The 25,052-nt window shown below is 67.1% G+C and carries 19 protein-coding genes and 2 pseudogenes; 15 read left to right on the forward strand and 6 right to left on the reverse strand.

Translation table 11 applies throughout. From position 1 onward, the window contains the following. Positions 1-64: 64 nt before the first annotated feature. Positions 65-1,330 (reverse strand): glutamate-5-semialdehyde dehydrogenase, encoded by a 1,266-nt coding sequence (locus tag ACFQZZ_RS16030; RefSeq protein ID WP_378680383.1) that lies wholly within the window; start codon positions 1,328-1,330, stop codon positions 65-67. Between the two features lie 211 nt (positions 1,331-1,541). On the opposite strand from ACFQZZ_RS16030, the gene ACFQZZ_RS16035 reads away from it, so the two are divergent. The 5 genes and pseudogenes from ACFQZZ_RS16035 to ACFQZZ_RS16055 form a co-directional block, all read left to right on the forward strand. Continuing rightward, a complete protein-coding gene (locus ACFQZZ_RS16035) occupies positions 1,542-2,420 on the forward strand; it encodes a ribokinase (RefSeq protein ID WP_378680385.1) in 879 nt (292 codons plus the stop codon). Positions 2,421-2,488: 68 nt separating this feature from the next. Then, complete coding sequence (locus tag ACFQZZ_RS16040) at positions 2,489-3,865, forward strand: glutamine synthetase (protein WP_378680388.1); 1,377 nt, start codon at positions 2,489-2,491, stop codon at positions 3,863-3,865. Positions 3,866-3,867: 2 nt separating this feature from the next. Then, positions 3,868-4,962 (forward strand): amidohydrolase family protein, encoded by a 1,095-nt coding sequence (locus ACFQZZ_RS16045; RefSeq protein ID WP_378680390.1) that lies wholly within the window; start codon positions 3,868-3,870, stop codon positions 4,960-4,962. Between the two features lie 174 nt (positions 4,963-5,136). Further along, positions 5,137-5,970: pseudogene (locus tag ACFQZZ_RS16050) on the forward strand (RtcB family protein); the annotation flags it as partial. Positions 5,971-6,741: 771 nt separating this feature from the next. Next, positions 6,742-7,209 (forward strand): annotated as a pseudogene (locus ACFQZZ_RS16055) (RtcB family protein); the annotation flags it as partial. Positions 7,210-7,440: 231 nt separating this feature from the next. Here ACFQZZ_RS16055 and ACFQZZ_RS16060 read toward each other — a convergent pair. Next, positions 7,441-7,923, reverse strand: a complete 483-nt coding sequence (locus tag ACFQZZ_RS16060) for a hypothetical protein (protein ID WP_378680394.1) — start codon at positions 7,921-7,923, stop codon at positions 7,441-7,443. Between the two features lie 390 nt (positions 7,924-8,313). Here ACFQZZ_RS16060 and ACFQZZ_RS16065 point away from each other — a divergent pair, with 390 nt between their 5' ends. Next, positions 8,314-10,437, forward strand: coding sequence for a RecQ family ATP-dependent DNA helicase (locus ACFQZZ_RS16065; RefSeq protein WP_378680396.1), 2,124 nt, complete (start codon positions 8,314-8,316; stop codon positions 10,435-10,437). Between the two features lie 498 nt (positions 10,438-10,935). Here ACFQZZ_RS16065 and ACFQZZ_RS16070 read toward each other — a convergent pair whose 3' ends face one another. Beyond that, a complete protein-coding gene (locus ACFQZZ_RS16070; protein ID WP_378680399.1) occupies positions 10,936-11,208 on the reverse strand; it encodes a hypothetical protein in 273 nt (90 codons plus the stop codon). 32 nt (positions 11,209-11,240) lie between these two features. After that, positions 11,241-11,489, reverse strand: coding sequence for a hypothetical protein (locus tag ACFQZZ_RS16075; protein ID WP_378680402.1), 249 nt, complete (start codon positions 11,487-11,489; stop codon positions 11,241-11,243). Positions 11,490-11,541: 52 nt separating this feature from the next. Here ACFQZZ_RS16075 and ligD point away from each other — a divergent pair, with 52 nt between their 5' ends. The 7 genes from ligD to ACFQZZ_RS16110 all read left to right on the forward strand — a co-directional run bounded on the left by ligD (position 11,542) and on the right by ACFQZZ_RS16110 (position 19,013). Continuing rightward, a complete protein-coding gene (ligD, locus tag ACFQZZ_RS16080; RefSeq protein ID WP_378680405.1) occupies positions 11,542-12,498 on the forward strand; it encodes a non-homologous end-joining DNA ligase in 957 nt (318 codons plus the stop codon). Between the two features lie 202 nt (positions 12,499-12,700). Further along, positions 12,701-13,657, forward strand: a complete 957-nt coding sequence (locus ACFQZZ_RS16085; protein ID WP_378680408.1) for a D-isomer specific 2-hydroxyacid dehydrogenase family protein — start codon at positions 12,701-12,703, stop codon at positions 13,655-13,657. Positions 13,658-13,808: 151 nt separating this feature from the next. Continuing rightward, the gene (locus ACFQZZ_RS16090) at positions 13,809-14,798 is read left to right on the forward strand and encodes an alpha/beta hydrolase (RefSeq protein WP_378680411.1); all 990 of its coding nucleotides are present in this window, start codon (positions 13,809-13,811) and stop codon (positions 14,796-14,798) included. A 1-nt stretch (position 14,799) separates the two neighbouring features. Next, positions 14,800-15,705, forward strand: coding sequence for an SDR family NAD(P)-dependent oxidoreductase (locus ACFQZZ_RS16095; protein WP_378680414.1), 906 nt, complete (start codon positions 14,800-14,802; stop codon positions 15,703-15,705). 1 nt (position 15,706) lies between these two features. Beyond that, positions 15,707-16,633 (forward strand): ferritin-like domain-containing protein, encoded by a 927-nt coding sequence (locus ACFQZZ_RS16100; protein ID WP_378680417.1) that lies wholly within the window; start codon positions 15,707-15,709, stop codon positions 16,631-16,633. 5 nt (positions 16,634-16,638) lie between these two features. Then, positions 16,639-18,138, forward strand: coding sequence for a flavin-containing monooxygenase (locus ACFQZZ_RS16105; RefSeq protein WP_378680588.1), 1,500 nt, complete (start codon positions 16,639-16,641; stop codon positions 18,136-18,138). A 104-nt stretch (positions 18,139-18,242) separates the two neighbouring features. Next, entirely contained in the window at positions 18,243-19,013 is a 771-nt protein-coding gene (locus ACFQZZ_RS16110; protein ID WP_378680591.1) for a MerR family transcriptional regulator, read from the forward strand. Positions 19,014-19,307: 294 nt separating this feature from the next. Here the strand turns inward: ACFQZZ_RS16110 and ACFQZZ_RS16115 are convergent, their stop codons facing one another. Together ACFQZZ_RS16115 and ACFQZZ_RS16120 are read right to left on the reverse strand one after the other, a co-directional pair. After that, entirely contained in the window at positions 19,308-20,048 is a 741-nt protein-coding gene (locus ACFQZZ_RS16115; RefSeq protein ID WP_378680594.1) for an ABC transporter permease, read from the reverse strand. Between the two features lie 26 nt (positions 20,049-20,074). Beyond that, complete coding sequence (locus ACFQZZ_RS16120; protein WP_378680420.1) at positions 20,075-21,355, reverse strand: glycosyltransferase; 1,281 nt, start codon at positions 21,353-21,355, stop codon at positions 20,075-20,077. 116 nt (positions 21,356-21,471) lie between these two features. Here ACFQZZ_RS16120 and ACFQZZ_RS16125 point away from each other — a divergent pair, with 116 nt between their 5' ends. Together ACFQZZ_RS16125 and ACFQZZ_RS16130 are read left to right on the forward strand one after the other, a co-directional pair. Next, complete coding sequence (locus ACFQZZ_RS16125) at positions 21,472-24,054, forward strand: cytochrome P450 (RefSeq protein ID WP_378680423.1); 2,583 nt, start codon at positions 21,472-21,474, stop codon at positions 24,052-24,054. Between the two features lie 56 nt (positions 24,055-24,110). Continuing rightward, complete coding sequence (locus ACFQZZ_RS16130; RefSeq protein WP_378680426.1) at positions 24,111-24,920, forward strand: DUF72 domain-containing protein; 810 nt, start codon at positions 24,111-24,113, stop codon at positions 24,918-24,920. Positions 24,921-25,052: the final 132 nt, after the last annotated feature.

Consider the following 25,052-nt stretch of genomic DNA (forward strand, 5'->3'; position numbering starts at 1 on the left):
GCTACGGGAGGAGCCGAAGCACACGCTCGGCCCCCACCGCCATCGGCGCGCGCTACATACAGATCTAGACGGGGCGGATCTGGCCGTCGCCCCAGACGATCCACTTGGTGGAGGTCAGTTCGGGCAGGGCCATCGGGCCGCGGGCGTGCAGCTTCTGGGTCGAGATGCCGATTTCGGCGCCGAAACCGAACTGCTCGCCATCGGTGAACGCGGTGGACGCGTTCACCATGACCGCGGCCGCGTCGACCCGGCTGGTGAACTCGCGCGCCGCGGCAAGATCGCCGGTGACGATGGCCTCGGTGTGCCCGGTACCCCAGGTGTTGATGTGTGCGACGGCCGCATCGAGATCGTCGACCACCTTGAGCGCGATATCGAGGGTCAGGTACTCCTCGCCCCAGTCCTTCTCGTTGGCGGGCACCAGACCGGGCAGATCTCCGTGGACGGTGACGCCGTGCCGGTCCAGCGCCTCGATCAGGCGCGGTACCGCGATGGTGGCGATCGCGTCGTCGATGAGCACCGTCTCGACCGCGTTGCACACGCTCGGGCGGCGGGTCTTGCCGTTGATCAGGATCTTCTCGGCCATCTCCAGATCGGCCGCGGAGTGCACGTAGACGTGGCAGTTGCCGGTACCGGTCTCGATGGTCGGCACCGTCGCGTCGCGGACGACGGCGTTGATCAGGCCGGCACCACCGCGCGGGATCACCACGTCGACCAGGCCGCGTGCTTGGATCAGATGGGTCACGCTCGACCGGTCGGTGGTCGGCAGCAGTTGCACGGCGTCTTCCGGAATACCTTGCGTGGCAAGCGCTTCCCGCAGCACCGCGACCAGGGCGACATTCGAATGCGACGCCGAGGAAGAGCCGCGCAGCAGCACGGCGTTGCCGGATTTCAGCGCCAACCCGAACGCGTCGACGGTGACATTCGGCCGCGCCTCGTACACCATGCCGACCACGCCGAGCGGCACCCGCACCTGGCGGATTTCCAACCCATTGGGCAACGTCGAGCCGCGCAGCACGGTCCCGACAGGATCCGGCAGCCCGGCGACCTGACGCAGCCCGGAGGCAATGCCGTCGACCCTGGACTTGTTCAGTCGCAGCCGGTCCAGCAGCGACTCCTCCACGCCCGCCGACTTCGCCACCAGCAGATCCTCGACATTCGCGTCGAGCACCTTGTCGGCGGCGGCGAGCAGCGCATCGGCCGCGGCATGCAGCGCCGCATCCTTCTGCGCCGTGGTGAGTTGAGCCAGCGCACGCGACGCCACGCGAGCCTTGCGCGCGGCTTCGTGCACCACTTCGCGGGTATCCTGCTCGGTCGTCGTACCTGACGTCATGGGTACTAGCCTACGCATCCGGTTTGCCACCGTTTTCACCCGCTCGAGGCCCGCGGTACCGGCCCGACGAGGGCACGAAGCCGGTTCATTCGAGGGCGACGCCGACGCACACGCCACGCTCTGGCAGACCACACGGCCGGGGCGCCGAGGCACACGCCCGCATGGCCCCACGTGACGCGGACCCCCGCGGACTCGGACTACCGTCGCGCGTATGACCGCCGACCCGAGCAAGCCCGCGATCGTCGTGCTTGGCAGCATCAATATGGACCTCGTCACCACCACCGAGCAGCGCCCCGCACCGGGTGAGACCGTGCTCGGCACCGGATTCACCATGGTGCCCGGCGGGAAGGGCGCCAATCAGGCGATCGCGGCACAGCGGGCAGGCGGGGCCGTCGAATTCCTCGGTGCGGTCGGTGCGGATGTGTTCGCCGGTGAGCTGCGGAGCGTACTGAGCGATTCGGGCGTCGGCACCGGGCGATTGCGCACCGTCACCGGTCCGAGCGGAATCGCCGCGATCGTGGTCGATTCCGATGGCGAGAACAGCATCATCGTGGTCGGCGGGGCCAACACCACCATGACCGACCTCACCGACGAGGATCTGGCGGTCATCGCGGCGGCCGATATTCTGCTGTGCCAGTTGGAAATTCCGGTCGACGCCGTGGCGGCCGCGGTCATGCACGCCAGCGCGAACGGGACTGTCGTCGTACTGAATCCCTCTCCGGCACAACATCTGATGGCCGATCTGTGGGCGCACGTCGATGTGGCGGTGGTCAATTCGGGCGAGGCCAAGCAACTCGGCTCGGATCTCGATCCCGTCGCGCATCTGGTGGTCACCCACGGTGCGGACGGCGCTGTCTACCGAGGCCCCAACGGCCGGGAACTGACACAGCCGAGCCCACGAGTCGAGGCGATCGACACCACCGGCGCGGGCGACGCCTTCACCGGCGCCCTCGCCGCCGCCTGGCACCGCGGGCCCGAGTCGGCATTGGCGTGGGCGAGCACGGCCGGTGCGCTGGCGACAACCACACTCGGTGCGAGTTCCTCGATACCGACAAAGGAACGCATCGAGGCGGCGCTCCCGACGCGGTAACGCACTCTCGAACACGCCGCCGCCGAGCCTCCTCCGACTGTGGCCGCCGCCGACTATCGTTGGGGTTCATGCCAACCATGCCGGAGCGCATACCCGCCGACGGCGACGCGGAGGCCGTCATCGGCGGGCTGGATGCCGATCTGGTCGTGCTGTCGTTCGTGGACAACGCCGGTATCACCCGAGTGAAGGCGGTGCCGAAATCCCGTCTCGCGCATGCGGCGCGGTATGGGGTCGGGGTGTCGCCGTGCTTCGAGACGTTCGCGTTCGACGACCTGATGGCTGTCGGGTGGTATCTCGGTGGCCCGGACGGCGATCTGCGCCTGGTTCCGGATTTGTCCAGGCTCACCGACCTCGCCTGCCAGCCCGGCTGGGCGTGGGCGCCCGCCGACAAGTTCACCCAGGACGGCGCGCGTTTCACCGCGTGTCAGCGTGCCTATGCGGCGCGGCAGACCGAGGCCGCGCAGCGCGTGGGCGTGCGGTTGTCGATGGCCTTCGAAACCGAGTGGTCGGTCGGACGGGACGATCCCGACGCCCGCGGTTTCACCCCCGCGGTGCACGGCCCGGCCTACGGCATCATTCGGTTCGGTCAGGTCGGCGACTATGCCAAGGATCTGGTCACCGCGCTGCAGCGGCAAGGGATCACCGTCGAGCAGTTCCATCCCGAATACGCGCTGTCACAACTGGAATTGTCTGTCGCAGCGGCGGATCCGGTCGCGGCCGCCGATGACGCGGTGCTGGTCCGGCACACCATTCGACAGGTCAGCCTGCAACACGGCTGGCGCGCGCTGCTCGCGCCGTGCATCGAACCCGGGGGCGCCGGTTCCGGTGCCCACCTGCACCTTTCGGCGCACGACAACGAAGGATCACTGTTCGCGAGTGGCCACGGCCCGTACGGCATGCGCACGGCAGGCGAGTCGTTCCTTGCCGGTGTGCTGCGTGAACTGCCCGCCTTGGTCGCCGTCGGCGCGGGTAATCCGGCGAGCTTCCTGCGCCTGGAACCGTCACGGTGGGCCGGGATTTGGCAATGTTGGGGCCGCGAGACCAGGGAGGCGGCGCTGCGCTATGTCACCGGCGTCCACGGCACCGAACCATGGGCGGCCAACGCCGAGGTCAAGTGCTTCGACGCGACCGGAAATCCGTACCTGATCGTCGGCTCGGTCATCGCCGCCGGACTCGCGGGCATCGCCGACGAGATTCGCCTGCCCGCCGAAATCACAGGTGACCCAGCGGCATTCGATGCCGAAGCGTTGATGATCTCCGGCGTTCGGCGACTGCCGACCTCCGCAGCGGAGGCGGCGGACCGACTGGCGGAGTCCACCGTGCTCGCCGAGGCCATGGGACCCGAGCTGCACGACGCGCTGCTCACCGTGCGCCGCGCCGAGGCCGAACGCTATCGGGACACCACCCCGGCAAAGTTGGCCGAGCTGACGCGCTGGCGGTTCTAGCGGTGCTCACCGACGACGTCCCGCTCACCGACCACCACTGTCACGGTGTGGTCGCTGGTGACCTGGACCTGCCGCACTTCGAGGAGTTGCTCAGCGAGGGGCCGCGCGGGACGTTCGAGTCATCGATCGGCCTCGCGGTGCGGCGCTGGTGCGCGCCCGTCCTCGACCTGCCGCCACACACCGAAGCGGACGACTATCTTGCTCGCCGCGCTGAACTCGGCTGGCGCGAGGTCTCGGCGCGCCTACTGCGTGCGGCGGGCACGACTCGATGGTTCCTTGACACCGGTTTCGGGTCGAACGACCTGGCGGACTTCGCCGCGCTCGCCGACGGAGAGGTCGGCGAGGTCGTGCGGCTCGAACAGGTTGCCGAGGAGGTCATTGCCGAGATCGGCATGCCCGCAACGCTGTTCGAGCACGTCGAGGCAGCCCTGCGCGAGCGAGCCGGGCACGCGGTTGGATTGAAGACCGTAGTCGCGTATCGGTGCGGCTTGGACTTCCCGCTCGTGCATACGTCACCGGCCGCGCCCGAGCCGCGCCTCACCGACCCCGACATGCTGGGCACGCTGGTCGGACTCGGCGCGCGCCTCGGCGCCGAACTCGGTCTCCCGCTGCAGTTCCACACCGGATTCGGCGACACCGACCTGCGCTTGGCACGCGCCGATCCCCTTTTGCTCACCGATTTCCTGCGTTCGACCGCGGATACCGGGCTCACCGTCGTGCTCCTGCACTGCTGGCCCTTCCACCGCAACGCCGCCTATCTCGCGCATGCGTATCCGCATGTGCTGATAGACGTCGGACTGGCGATTCCCTATGTGGGACATCGCTCTTCGGCTGTGCTGGCCGAGACGCTCGAGCTCGCGCCATTCCGTTCGCTGTGCTACTCCTCCGACGGCTACGGACTGCCGGAACTGCACTATCTCGGTGCGAAACTCTGGCGCCGCGGTCTCGGCCTGCTGCTCGACGAATGGCTGGCCGCGGACGCGATCACCGTCGCCGACGCCGAACGGCTGGTCGCCGCCGTCGCACACGGCAACGCACAGCATCACTACCCGCCCCTCCCGCATCACAGACCGACGTCGGGCACTCATTCTGGGTGAATTCGGCCACGGTGTTCAACGCACCGGAACGATGGCGCGCCGAGGCGGGGACTGGGAATTATGTGCCCTCGCGGCCGTCTTCATGGAGCCGTAACGGCGGATAATGGAATGCGAGGTCGGGGCAACGACCTCTAGCGTCGTGGAAACAGATCAATCGAGAGAAGGACATTCCCCATGTTTCCCGTCGAGCTGCGCGGTACCAGAGCGCAGACGCTGATGTGGGCCAACGAGCACGAGATCGAGCAGGCCGCGCTGCGGCAACTGCGAAATATCGCGCAACTGCCCTGGGTGCACGGCGTGCGCGTGATGCCGGACGTGCATCTCGGTAAGGGCGCGACGGTCGGCTCGGTCATCGCGATGAAGAACGCGGTGGCGCCCGCCGCCGTCGGTGTCGACATCGGCTGCGGAATGGAGAGCGTGCAGACCGACCTCACCGCCGCCGACCTACCGGACAATCTGCATTCGCTGCGCTCACGCATCGAAGCGGCGGTACCGGTGGGGTTCCAGTCGCATAAGAATGCGGTCGATGTCGCGAAGCTGGGGGCGCAGTTCGCCACCTCACACGGCGAGCTGGCCCGGCACAACACCGGCTGGAATCGCTTCTGGTCCGAATTCGGCTCGTTGAATCCGGGCGTGCAGGCATTGGAGTCGAAGGCGCACAAGCAGATCGGCTCGCTCGGCGGCGGAAATCACTTTATCGAGGTCTGCCTGGACGAGCACGATTCGGTGTGGATCCTGCTGCACTCCGGTAGCCGCAATATCGGCAAAGAACTCGCCGAGCGGCATATGACCGTCGCGCGTGCACTGCCGCACAACCAGGACCTGCCCGATCGAGATCTGGCCGTATTCCTTTCCAGCACACCGGAAATGGATGCTTACCGGCGCGATCTCACCTGGGCGCAGGAATACGCCGCGCGCAACCGTGCGGTCATGCTGTCCCTGGTATGTGGTGCGGTGCGCGCGGAATTCGCCGGGCGCGAGGTGCGTTTCGACGAGCCCATCTCCTGCTTTGCAGGAGAGACCTCGGTCATGACGGACCGAGGTTGCCGTCCCATCGCGGAACTCGCGGGTGGGACGCACACTGTGCTCACAGAAGGCGGCGAGTGGGTGAAAGCGCCCATCAAGTCATTCGGGCATCAACCACTCTGGGATGTGGTCATCGGCCGCTACGGGCAAGAACGCACGATCCGCGCGACAGGTGACCATCGCTGGGTGCTCCGACCGAAGGTGGCACATCATCGCACCGAGGCAATCACTTCGGGCTTGCGCGTCGGGGATCGCCTCGCCTACGTCTACCCGAAGCGCGCGGATGCCCTCCAGCCATCTCGGGACGGCATCGCCCGCGGCTTCGTGTTCGGAGACGGCCATACGGTGCAGGAGTATGAGCGGCTCGGCGAACTTCCGCGCGAGTGGAAGCGCGAGTACCCCGCACTCGACGGATCGGATTCCGACCTCTACGGCTGGCTCGCAGGCTATTTCGCGGCAGACGGCGAGGTCGGCAAGACCGGCCGTCCGGCCATCTGGTCCGTCGAACGCAAGGATCTCGAATTCTTCAAGGCTGCCTGCGATGTATTGGGTATCTTCACCCTCCCGATCCGGCGGAGGGTGCGCACAGGGTTCGGCCGGTCCGAGACCGCAATATTCGTCATGGGCATCTCGCGCGGCGACCTCACTCCCGAGTTCTTCGTCCATGCGGAGCACCGCCTGCGTTGGGCCGCCAACAGTAAGGCTGTCGAGCGACGGGGATGGACCGTTCGTTCCGTCAGGCCGACTGCGGACGTGGCGGAGGTCTTCTGCGCTGTCGTAGAGGGCACACACTCTTTTGCTCTGGAAGACAACATCCTTACCGGGAATTGCCACCACAACTATGTGGCGGAGGAGCTGATCGACGGTGTGCCGATGCTGGTGACCCGTAAGGGCGCGGTGCGGGCGGGCGCGGGGGATCTGGCGTTGATTCCGGGTTCGATGGGAACGCGCTCATATGTGGTGCGCGGCAAGGGAAATCCGGCCTCATTCCAGTCTGCGTCGCACGGTGCGGGACGGCGGATGAGCCGGAACGCGGCCAAGAAGCAGTTCACCGTCGCCGACCTGATCGCCCAGACCGAGGGCGTCGAGTCCCGCAAGGACGCAGGCGTCGTCGACGAGATCCCGGCCGCGTACAAGGACATCGACGAGGTCATCGCGGCCCAGCGCGACCTGGTCGACATCGTGGCCACTCTGCGCCAAGTGCTCTGTGTCAAGGGCTGAGCCGGCTCGAGGTCGCGCCCACCGAGTGTGGGCGCGGCCCACAGCGGCTGGCGGCGTCCGGCACATCCACTCAGGTTCGGCGCGGCCGAGGCGTCCAGCGCGGCCAGGCGACGTCCGGCGGCACCGTTCCCTGCGGGCGAACATCGGGACGAAACCGACGAGTTCCCTGCCCCGGCGCTGAGCGGTTCATGGAGGACGGTGTGCCGGAACCCGGGATGCCGGGCGCTGGGGTCAGCGGCGTCTCATGGTGGCGGCGATGCCGGAGCCGACCAGGAGCATGCCGCTGATGAGAGCGAAGCCGTTCATCAGCCAGGCGTGCAGTGCTTGGTGCATCTCGCCCGACAAGCGGGGTAGGTCTTCGACGAATCGCCAGGTGTCGTCGGGGAAGGTGAAGTGTGCGATGCCCGGGATGATGCCCCAGACCAGACCCGCGATCACCGTGCCCGCCGGGGAATAGCCTGCCAAGGCCGCTACCAGGAACAGCAGTAGCGCGCCGCCGACCATCTGGAAGGTGGAACCCCACCGCGCGCCCGCGTCACCGAAGATGACCCACTGCCGGGTGTCCAGTGCGCCGTTGGCAGCCAGTCCGATCCCGATCGGCGTCACAACCAACCCGAACAAGGCGCCGACGACCGTCCGGGAACCGTTGCCTCTGGTGCGGAACTGGGCGCCGGGCGGCGACCAACCGGGCGGTGGCTGATAGCTGCTCGACATGGTGTGCCTCCTGCGCGATCCCGCGGTGCCGAGGAAATCCTCTCACCCTATTGTCCGTTGTCCAGCGGGATTTCGCGTTTCGTAACGGGACCGCCGCAGGGTAGGTCGGCGCCCGCCGTTGTCCGGATCGAACGGCAGGACCCCTGCGGTATCGGACCGGTTCGCCGCAGGGCTTGCCGATGCCCGCAAGGACAGCGGGCGGCCAGGACCACGTCAGTGCCCGACCGTACTCGGACCGCACGGCAGGACCTTTGCGGCACCGGACCGGTTGGCCGTGGGGTATCGCGCCGCCCGCAAGCCGGCTGGATCACGTCGGGCACGTCCGCCGCTGGCGGTCCCCGGCGACGGTGGCCTGAACCGCTGTCGGTGCCATCCGGCACGATGGAGCCCATGACCACGGCGGCCCACAGCGAAGCCATCGACCTCACCTCGCCAGATCTGCGCGAGCGTGCCGAAGAATTGCTGCGCGAACTCGCGGGACCGCGGGCGCGGCTACGCGAGGATCAGTGGACGGCGATCGAGGCGCTGGTGGTGCAGCGGCGCAGGGCGCTGGTGGTGCAGCGCACCGGCTGGGGTAAGTCGGCGGTGTACTTCATCGCGGCCAAGCTGCTGCGCAGGGCGGGGCGCGGGCCGACGGTGATCGTGTCGCCACTGCTCGCGCTGATGCGCAACCAGGTCGCGGCCGCGCAACGCGCGGGAGTCGTCGCGGCGACCATCAATTCGGGCAACGTCACCGAATGGGACGAGATCCACGATCAGGTGGCGGCTGGCGATGTGGACGTGCTGCTCGTCAGTCCGGAGCGGCTGAACAATCCGGACTTTCGCGACCAGGTGCTACCGAAACTCGCCGCCGACGCGGGGCTGGTCGTCATCGACGAGGCGCACTGTGTGTCCGACTGGGGCCACGATTTCCGGCCCGACTATCGCCGTATCCGCACGTTGATCGCCGATCTCGGCTCCGATGTTCCGGTGCTCGCCACCACCGCGACCGCCAACGATCGGGTGGTCACCGATGTCGCCACCCAGATCGGCACCGACACGCTGGTGCTGCGCGGCACCCTGGACCGGGAATCGCTGCATCTGTCGGTGGTGCGTTTCGCCGACGCGGTGGAGCGCACCGCCTGGCTGAGCGGCCACCTCGGCGCACTGTCCGGCTCCGGCATCGTCTACACGCTCACCGTCGCCGCCGCGCACGATCTCGCCGACGTCCTGAATTCGCACGGGCACAATGTCGCCGCCTACACCGGGCAGACCGACACCGCTGAACGCGAAGCGCTCGAGACCGCGCTGCTGAACAACGAAGTCAAGGCGCTCATCGCGACCTCCGCGCTCGGCATGGGCTTCGACAAACCCGATCTCGGTTTTGTCGTGCATGTCGGCGCGCCGTCCTCCCCCATCGCTTACTACCAGCAGGTCGGTCGTGCGGGTCGTGGGACCGAGCGCGCCGAGGTGGTGCTGCTGCCCGGCCCGGAGGACGCCAGGATCTGGAGTTACTTCGCCTCCGTCGCCTTTCCGCGTGAACACATCGTGCGGGCCGTGCTGGACGCGCTCGATTTCGATCGGGCCATGTCGACCGCCGCACTGGAGCCGCTGGTCGAGCTGAACCGCTCCCGGCTGGAGATGGTGCTCAAGGTGCTCGACGTGGACGGTGCGGTGCGCCGGGTCCGCGGCGGCTGGATCTCCACCGGCCAGCAATGGACCTACGACACCGAACGCTACGAGCGCCTGGCCGCGGCCCGCGAGGTCGAACAGCAGGCCATGATCGACTATCAGTCCACCACCGGCTGCCGGATGCAGTTCCTGCGCCGTCAGCTCGACGACCCGGGACTGCCTGCGCTGGAAGGGAATTCACCGGGCTGCGGCCGCTGTGACAACTGCACGGGTACCCGCCCCGATGCCACCGTCGACGCCGAGGCCATCGCCGCGACTCGGGCCCGCCTCGATCGCCCCGGCCTCGATCTCGCGCCACGCAAGCAGTGGCCGACGGGCATGTCTAAACTCGGAATTCCGTTGTCCGGCAAGATCTCCGACGGCGCCGAAACCGGCCGAGTCCTCGGTAGGCTCACCGATCTCGGCTGGGGCCAACGCCTTCGCACCCTGCTCGATGCCCCCGACGACCCCATCCCGGACGCCGTATTCGACGCTTGCATCGCCGTCCTGCGCGACTGGAACTGGACAACCCGCCCCACCTCGGTCATGGCCTTGGAATCCCCGCGCTACCCCGTCCTTACCGCCACCCTCGCAGCACGCCTCGCCGAGGTCGGCCGCCTCCGCGACCTCGGCACGCTGCAAACTCGCCCCGACAGCCCACCTGTCTCGGCCGCCAACTCCGCCCACCGAGTGGCCGCCCTCTACGACTCCTGGCTGATCCCCGACCTCAGCTCCGTAGACGGCCCCATCCTGCTGGTAGACACCCTCACCGACACCGGCTGGACCATGACCCTGGCCACCCAAGCTCTCCGCACCGCAGGCGCCCCCGCAGTACTCCCCTTCGCCCTGGCAACCCCCACCTAACGAGCGCTGTCCGCGAACTCCAACCGCGTCGACCAACTGCGGATACGTTGTCGAACCTTTTCACCAGCAAGCAAAGGACCTTCGGGGTGGGGACTCGGTGGACTTGGCCAGGTGGTGTGGTGTCAGTCCTGGGGGTTGGGGAGGGTGATGGTCTTCGGGTCGGGGTCGAAGGGGCGGGTTGCGCTCAATCGGTCGTCCGGAGGAAATGGTCGGCGTGGTTCTCGTACGCCTGCGGTACCGCCACCCTCCTGGCCACGGCGGTTTCCGGCCGGTTCCTTTCGGCCCAATAGTCTGCGGATCGCTCGCAAGAGTTTTTGCTTCATTTCACCAGTGTGCTCGCGCGGCACGACCGAAGCACCGATGTTCACAGGCGGCGAAGCGGCTGGTGGCAGGCGTGGTGAGGGTGCAGCGGTTTACCACGCCGGTCACGTCGACGAGCTGTGGCAGTTCCAGCAGCTGCTGCACTGCGCCGAGGCTGTCGGCTTTGACGTCGATCGGTTAGAGGCTGAGGGTTGCGCGCAGGCGGGCGTCCAAGGAGTCGGTTTCGGTCGGCGTCAGTTCGCCGAGGTGTTCGGCCAACCAGGGGCGGTAGATGCGGTGCAGCTCCATGGCGTCGGCCCAGCCGTGGGCGGTCTCGGCGGCCAGGACGTGGCCTGGGTCGGTGTCGACGAGCGGGACGGCGCTCAGCCAGCGGTAGGGCGAGGTGATTACCGCCGAGTCGGACACCAATACCACCCTGGTGTGCCGCGGAAAAGGCGTGCCGTCACTCAAAGTCGGTCTGTAGCGCCAGATTTCGCCGCGCCTCATGCCACGTCGCGTGGGCCGTCGGCGTCGGCCTCCGCGGCCATGGTGCGGTCCAGGTCGGCGTAGGCGGCGGCCAACTCGGCGTCCTCGTCGACAGCCAGGTCTGCCAGGCTGTCGGACACCAGCGCGGTGCGCAGCGAGGTGTTGATCACCGACGACAGGCTGCGTTTGCGCCGATCGGCCGCCTGTTCGGCCCATGCGGCCACCTGCGGGTCCAGCGTGACTGTCACGCGCGTCGCCTTGCTCATACTCGAATGCATACCAGAACGGCGCATAGGTGGATCGGCTATCGTCGGACTCGTGGCCAGCAAATCTGCGACGCCCGCTCTCGAGCTGGATGTCGGCGACCGCACGATTCGTATCTCCAACCCGGACCGGGTCTACTTCCCGGAGACCGGCGCGACCAAGCTCGACCTGGTGCAGTACTACCTGAGCGTCGGAGACGGCATCGTCAACGCGCTGCGGGACCGGCCGTGCATGCTGCACCGGTTCCCCAAGGGACTTGCGGGCGACAAGGTGCACCAGAAGCGGCTCCCCGCGGGCGCGCCGGACTGGATTCCGACGGTGCGAGTCTTCTTCCCACGCTACGGAAGACATGCCGACGAGCTGTGCGTGCGCGAACTGGCCGATGTCATCTGGGCGGTGCAGATGTCGACAGTCGAGTTCCACCCGTGGAATTCGCGCCGCGCCGACACCGAGAGTCCGGATGAATGGCGGATCGACCTCGACCCGATGCCGGATTGCCCGTGGTCGCGGGTGCAGCGAGTGGCGGGAGTCGTGCACGAGGTGCTCGACGAGCTCGGGGCGGTCGGCTGGCCGAAGACCTCCGGCGGCAAGGGATTGCACGTATACGTCCGCATCGCACCGGAATTCGGCTTCAAAGAGGTACGCCGGGCCGCGCTGGCGTTCGCGAAGGAGGTCGAGCGTCGGGCGCCCGACGACGTGACGACCACATGGTGGCGGCGCGACCGCGACCCGAAACTGCTGTTCGTCGATTACAACCAGAACGCCCGCGACCACACGATCGCCGCCGCCTATTCGGTGCGCGGCGTACCGGAGGCCACCGTCTCCGCACCGATCCGCTGGGACGAGATCCCCGCTGTCGATCCGCGCGACTTCACCATGAAATCGGTGCCCGCCCGCTACGCCGAACTCGGCGATCTGCACGCGGGCATCGACGATGCGGTGTTCCGTATCGAGCCGCTGCTGGAGTGGGCCGAACGCGACGGCGATGACGTCGACTTGGACGAGGAATAACGAAGCGATCCGGGCCAGGCGGACACGCTTCGACGTCACTGTCCGGCTCCGTCACGATCACGCGGAATCTGTCCGCCGAGACCGACAACCCCGAGTGCTACCTTCGCTTCGGAGCATCCGCGCGACGTAGTTCGCCGACGCGGGCCCGCCACCACCGGCTTACCGCGAACGCACCGATGTGCCTGCTGAAGGAGGTCCTGAGATGAGCCGACCCGAGGTACCGGTGCCGCTCGCGATCGGTCCGACCGTCCCCGCTCCCACGCTGCTGCAGAAAGCGGTCGTCGAAGGCGGGGCCATCCTGACCGAGCTGGCGCAGGCCCGAGGGTTGATCTGGGTCGGCGGCCCCCGCGAATTCCCCGACGAGCTGCCCGACAGCATCGAATGGGTGCAGCTGCCCGCGGCGGGTATCGAGGACTGGTTCACCGCGGGCATCTTCGCCAGGCACCCGGATATCCGATTCACCTCCGCCGCGGGCGCTTTCGCTGCCAGCGTGGCCGAACACACGCTGATGCTGCTGCTGGCCGGGGTGCGCTACCTGCCCGAGCACCTGCGGGCGGCGAGCTGGCGACAGCAGGACTTCTTCCCACACGTCGGCACCTTGCGCGGCAAGACCGTCACCATTATCGGCGCGGGCGGTATCGGCCGCGCACTGATCCCCATGCTGGTCCCGCTCGGCGCGCACATCATCGCCGTCAACCGCTCGGGCCGCCCGGTGACCGGCCCCGGCATCCCCGACACCATCGAGACGATCCCCGCCGAGCAGCTCGGAAAGGTCTGGTCGCGCACCGACCATGTCGTGATCGCCGCTCCTGCCACTCCCGCCACCGAGCACCTGATCGGCGCGGAGGAACTGGCCCGCCTGAAGCCGTCTCCTTGGGTCATCAACGTAGCGCGGGGCAGCCTGATCGACACCGACGCCCTGGTGGCTGCCCTGGCATCCGGCGCGATCGCGGGCGCGGGCCTCGACGTCACCGACCCCGAACCACTGCCCGACGGCCACCCCCTCTGGGTGCTGCCCAATGCCATTGTCACCCCCCATGATTCGAACCCGCCGCAACTGCGGTTCGCGGCTTTCGCCGATCACGTCGCCGCGAACGTCGCACGGTTCGTCGAGGGTCGGGACCTGCTCGCGCCGATCGATACCGAGCGCGGTTACTGAGACCGTCACTGCTCCGCCGCACTCGTCGAGTCGGCCCCGCCCACCGCACTGCCCGGTCAGCCCCACCGCCGCAGCCTACAAGTCGGCCAATTATCAGCCTGTTTTGAATGTGCCATTGACAACTGGCACATTTATAGATGACGCTTAGTGCATGACAAGGTCAATGAGGACCTCGGTCCCCGGCGTTCCCTCGGCGCCATCCGCGCGGTCCCGGCTCGCTGCCACGGCAGCGGAGATCGGGATGCGGCCACTGAACAACATGGTGCCGATGAACACCCCGGGTGTGTGGTTCGCCCGCAAGCTGATTGCGACGGTCATGGCCGCGGCCGGGCCACCGCTGCGCGGTACCGCCGTCACCCAGGTCCGATCCGGCGCTGTCCGCGGCGAATGGGTGCGAGCTCCCGGCGTCGACTTCGGCAAGCGCGCCATCTACTACATCCACGGCAGCGGCTACGTGCTCTGCTCGGCCCGCACCCATCGCGGACTGGCCTCGCAGTTGTCGAAGAAGACCGGGCTGCCGGTCTTCCTCATCGACTACCGGCTCGCGCCGGAGCATCGGTTTCCTGCCGCCGCCGACGATGTCGAGGCAGGATACCGGTGGCTGCTCGGCCGCGGGATCGCACCGGAAGACCTGGTGATCGCCGGCGATTCGGCGGGCGGGCACCTGACGCTGGATCTGCTGATCGAAAACGGTCGCCGGGCCCGGCCGCAGCCCGCCGCGGTCGCCATGTTCTCGCCACTGATCGACCTCACGCTCGGGCTGGCCGCCGAACAGGAACGGCGCCAACGTGATCCGGTCATCTCGGCACGCGCGGCAAGCAGGCTGCCGCACGCCTACACCCGCGGCCTGCCCGCCGACGCAGCTCGCCTGCGGCTGACGGTGCCACCCGGCATGGCGCTGCCACCGATGCTGGTACAGGCGGGCGGCACCGAAATGCTCAGTGCCGACGCGCGACACCTGCACGAGATGGTGCGCGCCGCGGGCGGCAGCTGCGAACTCGAGATCTGGCCTGGCCAGGTGCACGTGTTCCAGGCCCTGCCATTGCTGGCCCCCGAAGCGAACCGGGCGCTGGACCGCGTCGCCGACTTCCTGCGCGCCGCACTGATTTCCCCCACTACAGTCTCGGAAAAGGTGAGCTGACATGTTCGGACTGGAGCGGCTCATACCCCTCGGCATCCGCCCGCGCCGCACGCACGGTGCGCGAGCGGTGGTGACCGGCGCAGGCAGCGGCATCGGCCGCGCCTTCGCGATCGAAATCGCCGAGCGCGGTGGGCAAGTGATCTGCGCCGACATCGATGAGGCACGCGCGGACGAGACCGTCGCCCTCATCGAGCGCAAACACCCGGGTGCCGCGCATACGTTCCGCTGCGATGTCGCCCGTCGGGAGGACGTGGAAATCCTTGCGCGCTTTGCCGAATCGCTGTTCGAGCGCCCGGTCACGCTGGTGATCAACAACGCGGGTGTCGGCATCGGCGGAAAGCACATCGGTGACATCGGATTCGACGACTGGGAATGGGCGCTCGGCATCAACCTGTGGGGCGTCGTACACGGCTGCGAGATCTTCGCTCCGCGACTGCGCGAAGCCCGGCGCGGCGGCATCATCAACGTGGCCTCGGCGGCCGGATTCGCCGCCGCGCCTTCGATGGCCGTCTACAACACGTCCAAGGCCGCGGTCATGTCGCTCTCGGAGACGATGGCCGCCGAAATGAGCGGCACCGGCGTCGCGGTCACCGTGCTGTGCCCCACCTTCGTGAAGACCAATGTGGCTCGCGACGGCCGCATTACGCAGCAGGCGACCCGGCTCGCCGACACCCTCATGCGATTGACCGGCTTCACCCCCGAGCACGTCGCACGCACCACCCTCGACGCGCACGACCGCGGGCAGTTGTATGTGCTGCCGCAGTTGGACGCGCACCTCGTGTGGCGGCTCAAACGCTACTTCCCCGCGCAATACACCTATGCCCTCGGCCTCCTGGATCGGCTACTGCCACAGGAGAACTCGACCACCACCGACCGTGCGACGGTCACCGACAAGACAGGAGTCTGACATGGCACTCGCTATGGACTTCGACGATATGCTCCGCAAGATCAAGGATCGGCAGTGGGCGCTGGCCGACATCGACTGGGACGCACCGGGCGCCGAGACGATCTCGCCCGAACTGCACGCCAAGCTCAAGCCGTTCATGGCCGATCTGATGTGGATCGAGAACGTCGGAGCGCGTGGCTTCGCCGCGATGGCGAAGAAGGCACCCACCGAGACGCTGCGTGAGATCTACCGCTACTTCCACGCCGAAGAGCAGAAGCACGCCAACGCCGAGCTCGCGCTGATGCGGCGCTGGGGCATGCTCGACGGCGACGAGATCCCGCAGCCGAATGTGAACGTCAAACTGGTCATCGACTTCCTCGACAAGTACTCCGACGACATGTCGCTGTCGTTCCTCGGCACCGTGATCCCGATGCTCGAGGTCACCCTGGACGGAGCGCTGGTCAAGTTCATCATGGACGAGATCGAGGACCCGATCTGCCAGGAGGCGTTCAAGAAGATCAACGCCGACGAATCACGCCATCTCGCTGTGGATTTCGCGGTGATGGATCTGCTCGGCCATGCCACGCTGCGCAAGCTGCTCGTCGACCTGGTCGGCGGCTGGGCCAAGCCCTCGCTGCTCATCGGAGTGTTGAGCTATGTGCCGCTGCTGAACAAGATGCGCGACAACATCGTGGAGATGGGTGTCGACGAGGAGAAGCTGTACACCGCGCTCAAGCGCTACGCGAATGTCGGTGAGCGCAGCGAGTTCGCCCGCAGACTGCCGATGTATCAGCTGGTCAAGATGCACGGCGGCTGGGTGATCAACCGCGATCACCCCTACCACCTGGTGGCCGACGCACTGGTCAAGATCACCGCGCGGGTCCCCAAGCGACTGCTGCGACCGCAGCCCACCTGGTCGAAGGAACTCACCTACGAGCCCGCCGCATGACCGAGATGCGCACCAAGACCCTCGACGTCGCCGTCATCGGCGGTGGGTTCGCCGGCATCGGCGCCGCCATTCGCTTGAAGCAGCAGGGGATCAGCGAGTTCGCGATCTTCGAACGCGGCACCGCGATCGGCGGTACCTGGCGCGACAACACCTATCCCGGTGCGGCGTGCGATATTCCGTCGCGGCTTTACTCCTATAGTTTCGCGCCGAATCCGAACTGGTCACACACCTATTCCGGTAGCAATGAGATCCTCGGCTACATCGAGTCGATGGCGGCGGAGTTCCGGCTGCACAAGCATTTCCGCTTCGGCCACAACATCACCGGTATCGCCTTCGACGAGACGGTCGGGCTGTGGGACATCACCGTCGAGGGCAGGGCGGATACCGTCCACGCTCGCACGGTAGTGGTCGCCTCCGGGCCACTGGCCAACGCCAGTTTTCCCGCCATTCCCGGTCTGGAGACCTACCAGGGGCACAAGATCCACAGTGCCCGTTGGGATCACGACTACGACTTCACCGGCAAGAAGGTCGCGGTTGTCGGTACCGGAGCCAGTGCGGTGCAGATCATTCCGGAACTCGTCGACAAGGCGGCCTCGGTCAAGGTGTTCCAGCGGACGCCGGGCTGGGTGCTGCCGCGAGTCAATCGGCGCACCAACTCGCTGACCAAGGAGCTCTACCGGCGGGTGCCCGCCGCCGAGACCCTGGCCAGGCGGGCCTGGTTCTACGGGCACGAGTCGGTCGCGCTCGGTGTTGTCTGGAATACGCCGCTGACCCGTGTGGTCGAGCTCGTCGGCCGGGCACAGCTGCACCGGCAGGTGAAGGATCCGTGGCTGCGGCGGCAGCTCACCCCGGATTTCCGGGCGGGCTGCAAGCGGCTGCTGATGACCGACGACTACTACCCGGCGCTGCAGCAGGACAACTGCAAGCTGATCACCTGGCCGATCGCCCGTATCTCGGAGCAGGGCATCCGCACCGCGGAAGGCATTGAGCACCAGGCGGATTGCATTGTCTTCGCCACCGGATTCGATGTCTCCAAGACCGGCACACCGATTCCGATCACCGGGCGGGACGGGCGGGTGCTCGCCGAGGAGTGGCAGCGGGGCGCTTTCGCGTACAAGAGCGTTGCTGTGTCCGGGTACCCGAACCTGTTCTTCACCTTCGGCCCGAATTCCGGCCCGGGTCACAACTCGGCGCTGGTGTATATGGAAGCCCAGATCGATTATCTGGTCGGCGCGATCAAGACCATCGTCGATCAGGATCTGCGGATGCTCGATGTGCGGCGCGACCGGCAGGATACCTACAACGCGGCGATGCAGCGCAGGCTCACCGGGACCACGTGGAACTCGGGCTGCCGCAGTTGGTATCTCACCGAGGACGGATTCAACGCGACCATGTACCCGGGGTTCGCGACGCAGTACGTCAATCAACTGCGGACTGTCGATCTCGACGATTACAACGTCGTGCCCGCCGACGCGCGGACACCACGGATCGCGGCGGTCTCCTAGGGTGACGGTCGCCGGCGGCCAGGACGTTAGACTCGGTCGATCGACGACCGTGTTGTTCGGCTGCCGGCAGACCGGCGCCACTGTGGGCGAGGGAGGTGATTTCGCTGCCGGAATATCGGATCGATGACCTCGCTCGTGCCGCGGGCACCACCTCCCGCAATGTGCGCGCCTACCAGGAACGCGGCCTGCTGCCGCCGCCCGCGGGCAAGGACGGCCGGGCCAGCATCTACGACGACGCGCATCTGGAGCGGCTGCGCCTGATCGACGCACTGCTGCAGCGCGGTTTCACCACCGCGCACATCGCCGACTTCATCACCAGCTGGGAGACCGGCAAGGACCTCACCGAGGTACTCGGCCTGCAGCACGCGGTGACGGCCTCCTGGGCCAAGGACGAAACCTTCGAGGTCTCGCGTGAGCTCATCGGCACCATCCTCGGCGCCGACACCGACGAACTCGTCGACCGCCTCGCGGAGATGAAGCTGGTCCGGTTCGAGGGCGACACTGTGGTGTTCACCGACACCCAGTTGCTGGCCTCCTTCGCCGAACTGCACGAGTACGGCATCGAACTGCGCACCCTCATCGAGATCTACGCCAAGGTCGCCGACCGGATCGACGACATCACCCACATCATGATCACCGCGGCCAAGCAGCACATCGTCGACGAACACGGACCAGGCTGGCTTCCCGAAACCAGCAACGAAATCGCCGACACCACAACAATGCTCAACAAGATGCGCGAACTGGCCGTCGCCTCGGTGCACACCACCCTTGCCCGCTCCCTCGACGTCACCCTGCGCCGGGAACTCGGCGACTACCTCGCCACCGCCGCCGAGCGCGAACGCCAGCGACACTCCGACACCCCCACCGCCCGCTGACAGCCACCGGACCGTGCTGGGCACGTCATGTGCCGTTTCGGCGTCCCCCTTCCGCAGCTTGCTGAGGCTGGCACACGGCTTCCAGCATGAGAACTGGCTGTGGCTGCGGTCCGAACACCCCACCTTGCGGCCGCACACCCGTGTACAGGGGTGTCCGGCCGGGCACAGAGAGTGTTCGAACGACGCCCACCGCGCCCAGACCCATGCGCACCATGGCGGCCTGGTTACTGCCGTTCGCCGGTTCGAGCGCTGAGCAGGCGATCGACGGCGGGGGGAGGCGCGGGGGTGGTTGTATCAATGGCGTTCGAATAGCACTGCGGCGCAGACGTATCCGGTGACGGTGAGGGCTAGGCACCAGAGCACCGCTGCCGTCGCGTTGCCTGGGGCGGCGTCGGTGAGGAGGCCGCGGATGGTGCCGATCACCGGGGTGGCGGGCTGGTGTTCGGCGAAGCCACGTAGCCAGGTGGGCATGGTGGCGGTCGGGACGAAGGCGCTGCTGATGTATGGAATGAACATGAGGGCGTAGGTGAAACCGCCTGCGGCCTCCGGGTTTCGCGCGAGCAAGCCGAGGGCTACGGCCAGCCAGGTAATGGCCTGCACGAACAGCGCGATGACGGCGATTGCCGCGATCCAGGCGGAAAGGCTTGCGCTCGGGCGGAATCCGAGGATCACGGCGACCACGAGCACGATCCCGATGGCGAGCAGGTTGCGAAGGACTCCTTCGCCGACGTGGCCGGCCAGCAGCGCCTGACGGAAGATCGGCAGGGTTCGGAACCGATCCACCGCGCCCGAGGTCATGTCGGTCGCCACCGTTGTCGCGGTGATCGATGCCCCGAAACCGGTGCACAGCAGAATGATTCCCGGAATCACGTAGTCGATGTAAGGAATGCCCACCTCGATCGCCCCGCCGAACACGTACACGAACAACAGCATGATCAGGATCGGCAGGGTCAGTGAGATGAGCAACGTATCCCGGCTACGCACCGTGTGCCGGACCGCCCGCCGGAACATGACGTAGCAGTCCGCGACCACCATCACCGGCCGCTTCCTGCCCGCGACCGTCAACCGGCGGCCGCCTCGATGATGTCGGCGGTGTGTGCCGTCGCGTCGGAACTCGACTGTAGCTCTGCGGCAAGCACTTTCACCCGCTGGATGGTCGCGGGTTCGAGCAGCGTCCGGACTCCCGCTTCGAGCCGGTCGCGGTCGAGTTCGCGGAAGCTCAGATGGGCGCCGACGCCGAGCCGTTCGACCTGGCCGCCCCACATGGGCTGGTCGAAGGAGACCGAGCAGACCAGGGTGGGCAGGCCCGCGCGCAGGCTTTCGAAAGTGGTGCCGATGCCGCCGTGGTGAACCGCCGCGGCGCACAGCGGAAAGACGATGTCGTGCGCGATCGGGCCGACGACCTTGATGTGTGGTCCGGTTTCGGCGTCCGCCGCGACGAGGTCGCTCCAACCGGCGCTGACCAGAGCCCGCCGCCCCAACTTGTGGGACACCTCGTCGACAATGTCGAGAACGACGTGGGTGTCGCGGATGGGCATGCTGCCGAAGCCGAAGTAGACCGGTGGCTCGCCTGCTTCGATCCAGGCCACCACCTCGCCGTGATCGGCGGCGAGTTCACCGATCGCCTCCCGCGCGAACCGCTCGAGCGACAGAAACCCCACCAGCGGCCTGCGCTCCCCCCATTCCTCGGCCAGCCCCGGAACCAGTGCCCGATCGTAGATCTGCACCTCCGGCACGTTGTTGCGTGCCAATACCGCGGCCGGACTCGCCGCGGAGCGGGGCAGCCCCAGTTCCTTGCGCAAGTGGTTCAGGTAGCGCATGAACACCACGCGGCGCAGATTCTCGGCCAGCGCCCAGGTGGCCCGGTTGACGGCGGCGGGCGGACGCCAGTGCGGCGGCAACGCCCCGGGAAACGGGTATGCGCTGTTCTTGCGGCCGGGGAAGCCGTGCAGGGTCACCATCGGCACTTCCATCGCCTCCGCGACCGAGGCCACCCGGTCCTCGGTGAGCAGCGTCGACACAAGTACATCGGCGCCCTCGCAGACCCCTATCACCTCGCGGTTCATCTGCTCCGCGTACTCGGCCATCTGCTTGCCGACCAGCTGCATCAGGCGGAAGCTGCTGCCCGCGGCCAGCGCCTGCTGCCCCTCCTCGGAGGAGTACAACTGCTGCACGTCCGGACCACAGGTCACGGCGGTCAAGCCGGTGCGCGCGGCGAAGTCCACGAGATTGGGCGGCGCGCCGACCGACACCTCGTGCCCACGCCGCCGCAACTCGAGCCCAAGCGCCACCGCGGGCTGTACATCGCCCCTCGTCCCCGTCAACGGAATCGCAACTTTCATGCCAGCTCCTGGATCTTCGGTCCGCGTGGGGACACGCTCGTTTCGTCGCCGTGGACCGATCGGGCCGCCGCACGATTGCGACTCATCGACCCTCCTGCCTACGTACGGTGGTGCCCATGCACATCGCGCTGTTCACCGACTTTCATCCCGCCACCCTCGGCGGGATCCAAACCTCGGTGAATTCGCAGCGCCGCGGGCTCGAACGGCTCGGTCATCGCGTCACGGTGTTCACCGCGCCCACGCCGGAATCTACCGAACCGGACCCAGACCTGGTGGTCCTTTCCCCACTCGCCGGTGTTGTGGTCAACGGGTTCTCGATGGTGCTGCCGACTCCGGCGAACAATCGGCTGATCGACGCTGCCTTCGCCGAGCGCGGGCCGATCGACCTCGTGCACATCCAGACCACCTATGGTGTCGCCATCGCCGGGCTGAAGGCCGCCCGGCGCCACGGCATACCCGTAGTGCAGACCGTGCACAGTCGCGATGACGCCTTCATCGAACGCACCTCGCCGGTTCCGTACCTATCGGCGCTCACCATGCGAGCCCTGCACGGCCGGTTCGTCTCACACCGCGGCCGGATGCCACCCAACGACGAATCCCGCGCCGCCCGACATGCCTGGCGAACGATGGTCGCGCAAGCCCGAGCCGCGGACGCGGTGATCGTGCCGACCAAACATTTCGCCGATCGGATGGTCGCGCACGGCCTCGACCGACCGATGCACGTGATCTCCAACGGAATAGACGACGATCTCCTGGACGCCGCGCCCGCCACCGAGTTCGACATCGCTGGCGGACGGCTGCGGATCCTCTGGTGTGCGCGACTGTCGGCGGAGAAGCGGCTGCTCGAGGCAATCGAGGCGGTGAGCCGCGTCGAAGGATGCACCTTCGATATCTACGGTGACGGGGACCTGCGGGAGAAAGCGCGAGCGGCGATCGAGGCCGGCGGACTTGCCGGGCGGGTCCGGCTGCACGGTGGGGTAAGTCAGGCCGAATGTCTTGCGGCGATGGCGACGCACGACGTATTGCTCTTCCCCTCTTCAGGTTTCGACACCCAGGGCATGGCATTGCTGGAGTCCGTAGCGATGCGGCTGCCGGTTGTCTATTGCGATGCGGACCTCGGCGAGACCGTGCCCGACGGCGGTGGGATGCGCACCCGCGATGCGTCGGTCCCGGCGATCGCAGCCGCGCTGCGCGAGCTTGCCGACGACCCGGGCCGCTTGGTCCCGATGCGCCAAGTTCTCGCCGATCAGGCCGATTCCGCACGGCAGTCGCGGCTCACCGCGACAATAGTCCCGGTCTACGCCGAACTGATCTCGAATGAATCGAAATACGGCATGCAACAGCCTGTTCCGGATGTACCGACCGCACCGGGGCGCATTCCGCTGCTCGGCCACAGTGTGGTCGCGCTGCGCAACGGCCTGAAGTTCGTGACATCGCTGGCCGAGGTCGGCCCCATCGTGCGGATCTATCTCGGGCCTCGACCGGCATACGTGCTCACCACCCCGGAGCTGATTCGCGAAGTGAGCTTCGGTGAAGCGGGCGAGTTCCATCGGGAGGAGCTGCGCGACGCGGTTAAGGATGTCATTCGTGGCGCATCCAATGTGCTCAGCGGCAAGCCGCACGAGCTGCGACGCCGCATGATCGCACCGGCCCTGCGGCAACGACGGCTCAATGAATATGCCATCGTCGCAGCGGATCTCGCGAACTCATGGTCGCAATCGCTGCCGGCGGGGCGATCGCTGAACCTGATGGATGAGGCACACCGCCTCGTGCTCGACACCATTTCCTCGACTCTGTTCACGGCCGACTTCGGCGCCGACGCGAAACATGAAGTCCAACAGAACATCCCGTGGCTGCTCGGTCAGGTGATCCAACGTGCCGCACTGCCGCCCCCGGTCCGCCGCCTACGTTTTATCGCCAACCATCGCTTTGCCGCCAAGGCGGCCCGCCTGCGGACCGAGATCGGTGCGGTGGTCACCGAATATCGTCGCGCCGACCGCGATTTCCATGACGTGCTGTCGGCCCTCGTGCGCCATACCGACCCGGAAACCGGCACCCGCCTGTCCGACGAGGAGATCGTCGACGAACTCATCCTGATGCTCGCCGCCGGAGTGGGTTCGACCGCCTCGATCCTGGCGTGGGTGTGGCACGAGGTGATGCGGCACCCCGATATCGCGGCCGAACTTCGCCGCGAGCTCGACGATTTCGTCGGCCCCGAACCGGTCCGGCCCGAACACGTGGCCACGCTGCCTTATCTGCGCCTGGTCATCCTCGAGACCCTGCGCTTCTGGGGACCGTGGGTGAGCACCAACACCGCCGACGGCGACGTCACCATCGGCGGCACCACTTTCCCCGACGGTTCGGTAATCGTTTTCAGCCCCTACATGATTCACCACAACGCGCACTACTACCCCGACCCGGAAGCCTTCGACCCCGATCGCTGGTTCCCCGGCCGCGTCGAAGAGATCGACAAAAAGGCGATCCTCCCCTTCGGCATCGGCACCCGCCACTGCCCCGGCAGCAACTTCGCACTGATGACCATCACCCTCGCCACCGCCGCCCTCTTCGCACGCTGGCAGCCGACCCCCGACACCGGCTACCGAGTCATACCGTCGAACCGCGACTTCGTTGCCGCCCCGTCCCGTCTACCAGCGGTGCTGCACCCGATTCGCCGCCCGACCCCGGAATCCGACGACTGAGCCGACGACCGCCGGACCGACACATGCGAAGGCGCTCGTCTGCCACGATGGACAGCGTGGGCGAGATTCGCATCGGCACGTCGGGGTGGGTGTATCCGCCGTGGCGCGGCACGTTCTATCCCGAGGGCGTGCCGCACAAGGGTGAGCTCGCCTACCTTTCCCAGCAGCTCGACAGCGTCGAGATCAACGGCTCGTTCTACGCATTGCAGCGCCCATCGAGCTACCAGAAATGGGCGAGCCAGACCCCGGAGAACTTCGTGTTCGCGGTGAAGGGCAGCAGGTTCATCACCCATATGAAGCGGCTACGCGACGGTGACACCCTGCTGGCGAATTTCCTTGCGTCCGGGCTACTTGCGCTCGGTCCCAAGCTGGGCCCGATCCTCTGGCAGCTGCCACCCACCTTTGCCTTCGATCCCGGGGTACTGACCGCATTCTTCGGCCACCTCCCCCGCACAACGACGCGCGCCGCAGAGGTCGCGGCGCAGCATGACCACCGGGTCGACCCCGGGTACCCGACGACCGACGCCGAACGGCCGATGCGGTACGCGCTCGAGATCAGGCACCCCAGCTTCGCCACACCGCGGTTCCTCGAGCTGCTGCGTGCGCACGACATCGCGCTGGTCATCGCGGACGCCGCGGGCAAATACCCGCTGATCGAGGAGGTCACCTCGGATTTCGTCTACGTCCGGCTACACGGCCATGACGAGCTCTATGTCAGCGGCTACACCGACGAGGGCCTCGACATGTGGGCGAAGAAGATCCGCAGGTGGAGTGCGGACCACGACGTATTCGTCTACTTCGACAACGACGCGAAGGTCATGGCGCCACGCGACGCTCTCGCGCTGCGGGCGCGGCTCGCCGACTGAGCGTGGGTTCGGCATCACCAGCGGAGGCCGAAGCTCCCAAAGCGCGATCTGGGCGCGAATCCTCGCCAGACGGCGTTGCCACCCATTTGTCCGCGAGAGGGGCGGACCTCCACGTAATCTCCAGTTACACAC

The organism is Nocardia sp. GCM10030253, assembly GCF_042675075.1.
Taxonomy (GTDB): Bacteria; Actinomycetota; Actinomycetes; order Mycobacteriales; family Mycobacteriaceae; genus Nocardia.

Bases quoted from the DNA above. Each gene is read 5' to 3' on its own strand.
- ACFQZZ_RS16095 (WP_378680414.1), top strand. From the start codon at position 14,800: ATGTTCGGACTGGAGCGGCTCATACCCCTCGGCATCCGCCCGCGCCGC.
- ACFQZZ_RS16040 (WP_378680388.1), top strand. From the start codon at position 2,489: ATGCCAACCATGCCGGAGCGCATACCCGCCGACGGCGACGCGGAGGCC.
- ACFQZZ_RS16100 (WP_378680417.1), top strand. From the start codon at position 15,707: ATGGCACTCGCTATGGACTTCGACGATATGCTCCGCAAGATCAAGGAT.
- ACFQZZ_RS16115 (WP_378680594.1), bottom strand. From the start codon at position 20,048: ATGGTGGTCGCGGACTGCTACGTCATGTTCCGGCGGGCGGTCCGGCAC.
- ACFQZZ_RS16030 (WP_378680383.1), bottom strand. From the start codon at position 1,330: ATGACGTCAGGTACGACGACCGAGCAGGATACCCGCGAAGTGGTGCAC.
- ACFQZZ_RS16060 (WP_378680394.1), bottom strand. From the start codon at position 7,923: ATGTCGAGCAGCTATCAGCCACCGCCCGGTTGGTCGCCGCCCGGCGCC.
- ACFQZZ_RS16035 (WP_378680385.1), top strand. From the start codon at position 1,542: ATGACCGCCGACCCGAGCAAGCCCGCGATCGTCGTGCTTGGCAGCATC.
- ACFQZZ_RS16075 (WP_378680402.1), bottom strand. From the start codon at position 11,489: ATGAGCAAGGCGACGCGCGTGACAGTCACGCTGGACCCGCAGGTGGCC.
- ACFQZZ_RS16105 (WP_378680588.1), top strand. From the start codon at position 16,639: ATGCGCACCAAGACCCTCGACGTCGCCGTCATCGGCGGTGGGTTCGCC.
- ACFQZZ_RS16090 (WP_378680411.1), top strand. From the start codon at position 13,809: ATGACAAGGTCAATGAGGACCTCGGTCCCCGGCGTTCCCTCGGCGCCA.
- ACFQZZ_RS16065 (WP_378680396.1), top strand. From the start codon at position 8,314: ATGACCACGGCGGCCCACAGCGAAGCCATCGACCTCACCTCGCCAGAT.
- ACFQZZ_RS16120 (WP_378680420.1), bottom strand. From the start codon at position 21,355: ATGAAAGTTGCGATTCCGTTGACGGGGACGAGGGGCGATGTACAGCCC.
- ACFQZZ_RS16125 (WP_378680423.1), top strand. From the start codon at position 21,472: ATGCACATCGCGCTGTTCACCGACTTTCATCCCGCCACCCTCGGCGGG.
- ACFQZZ_RS16085 (WP_378680408.1), top strand. From the start codon at position 12,701: ATGAGCCGACCCGAGGTACCGGTGCCGCTCGCGATCGGTCCGACCGTC.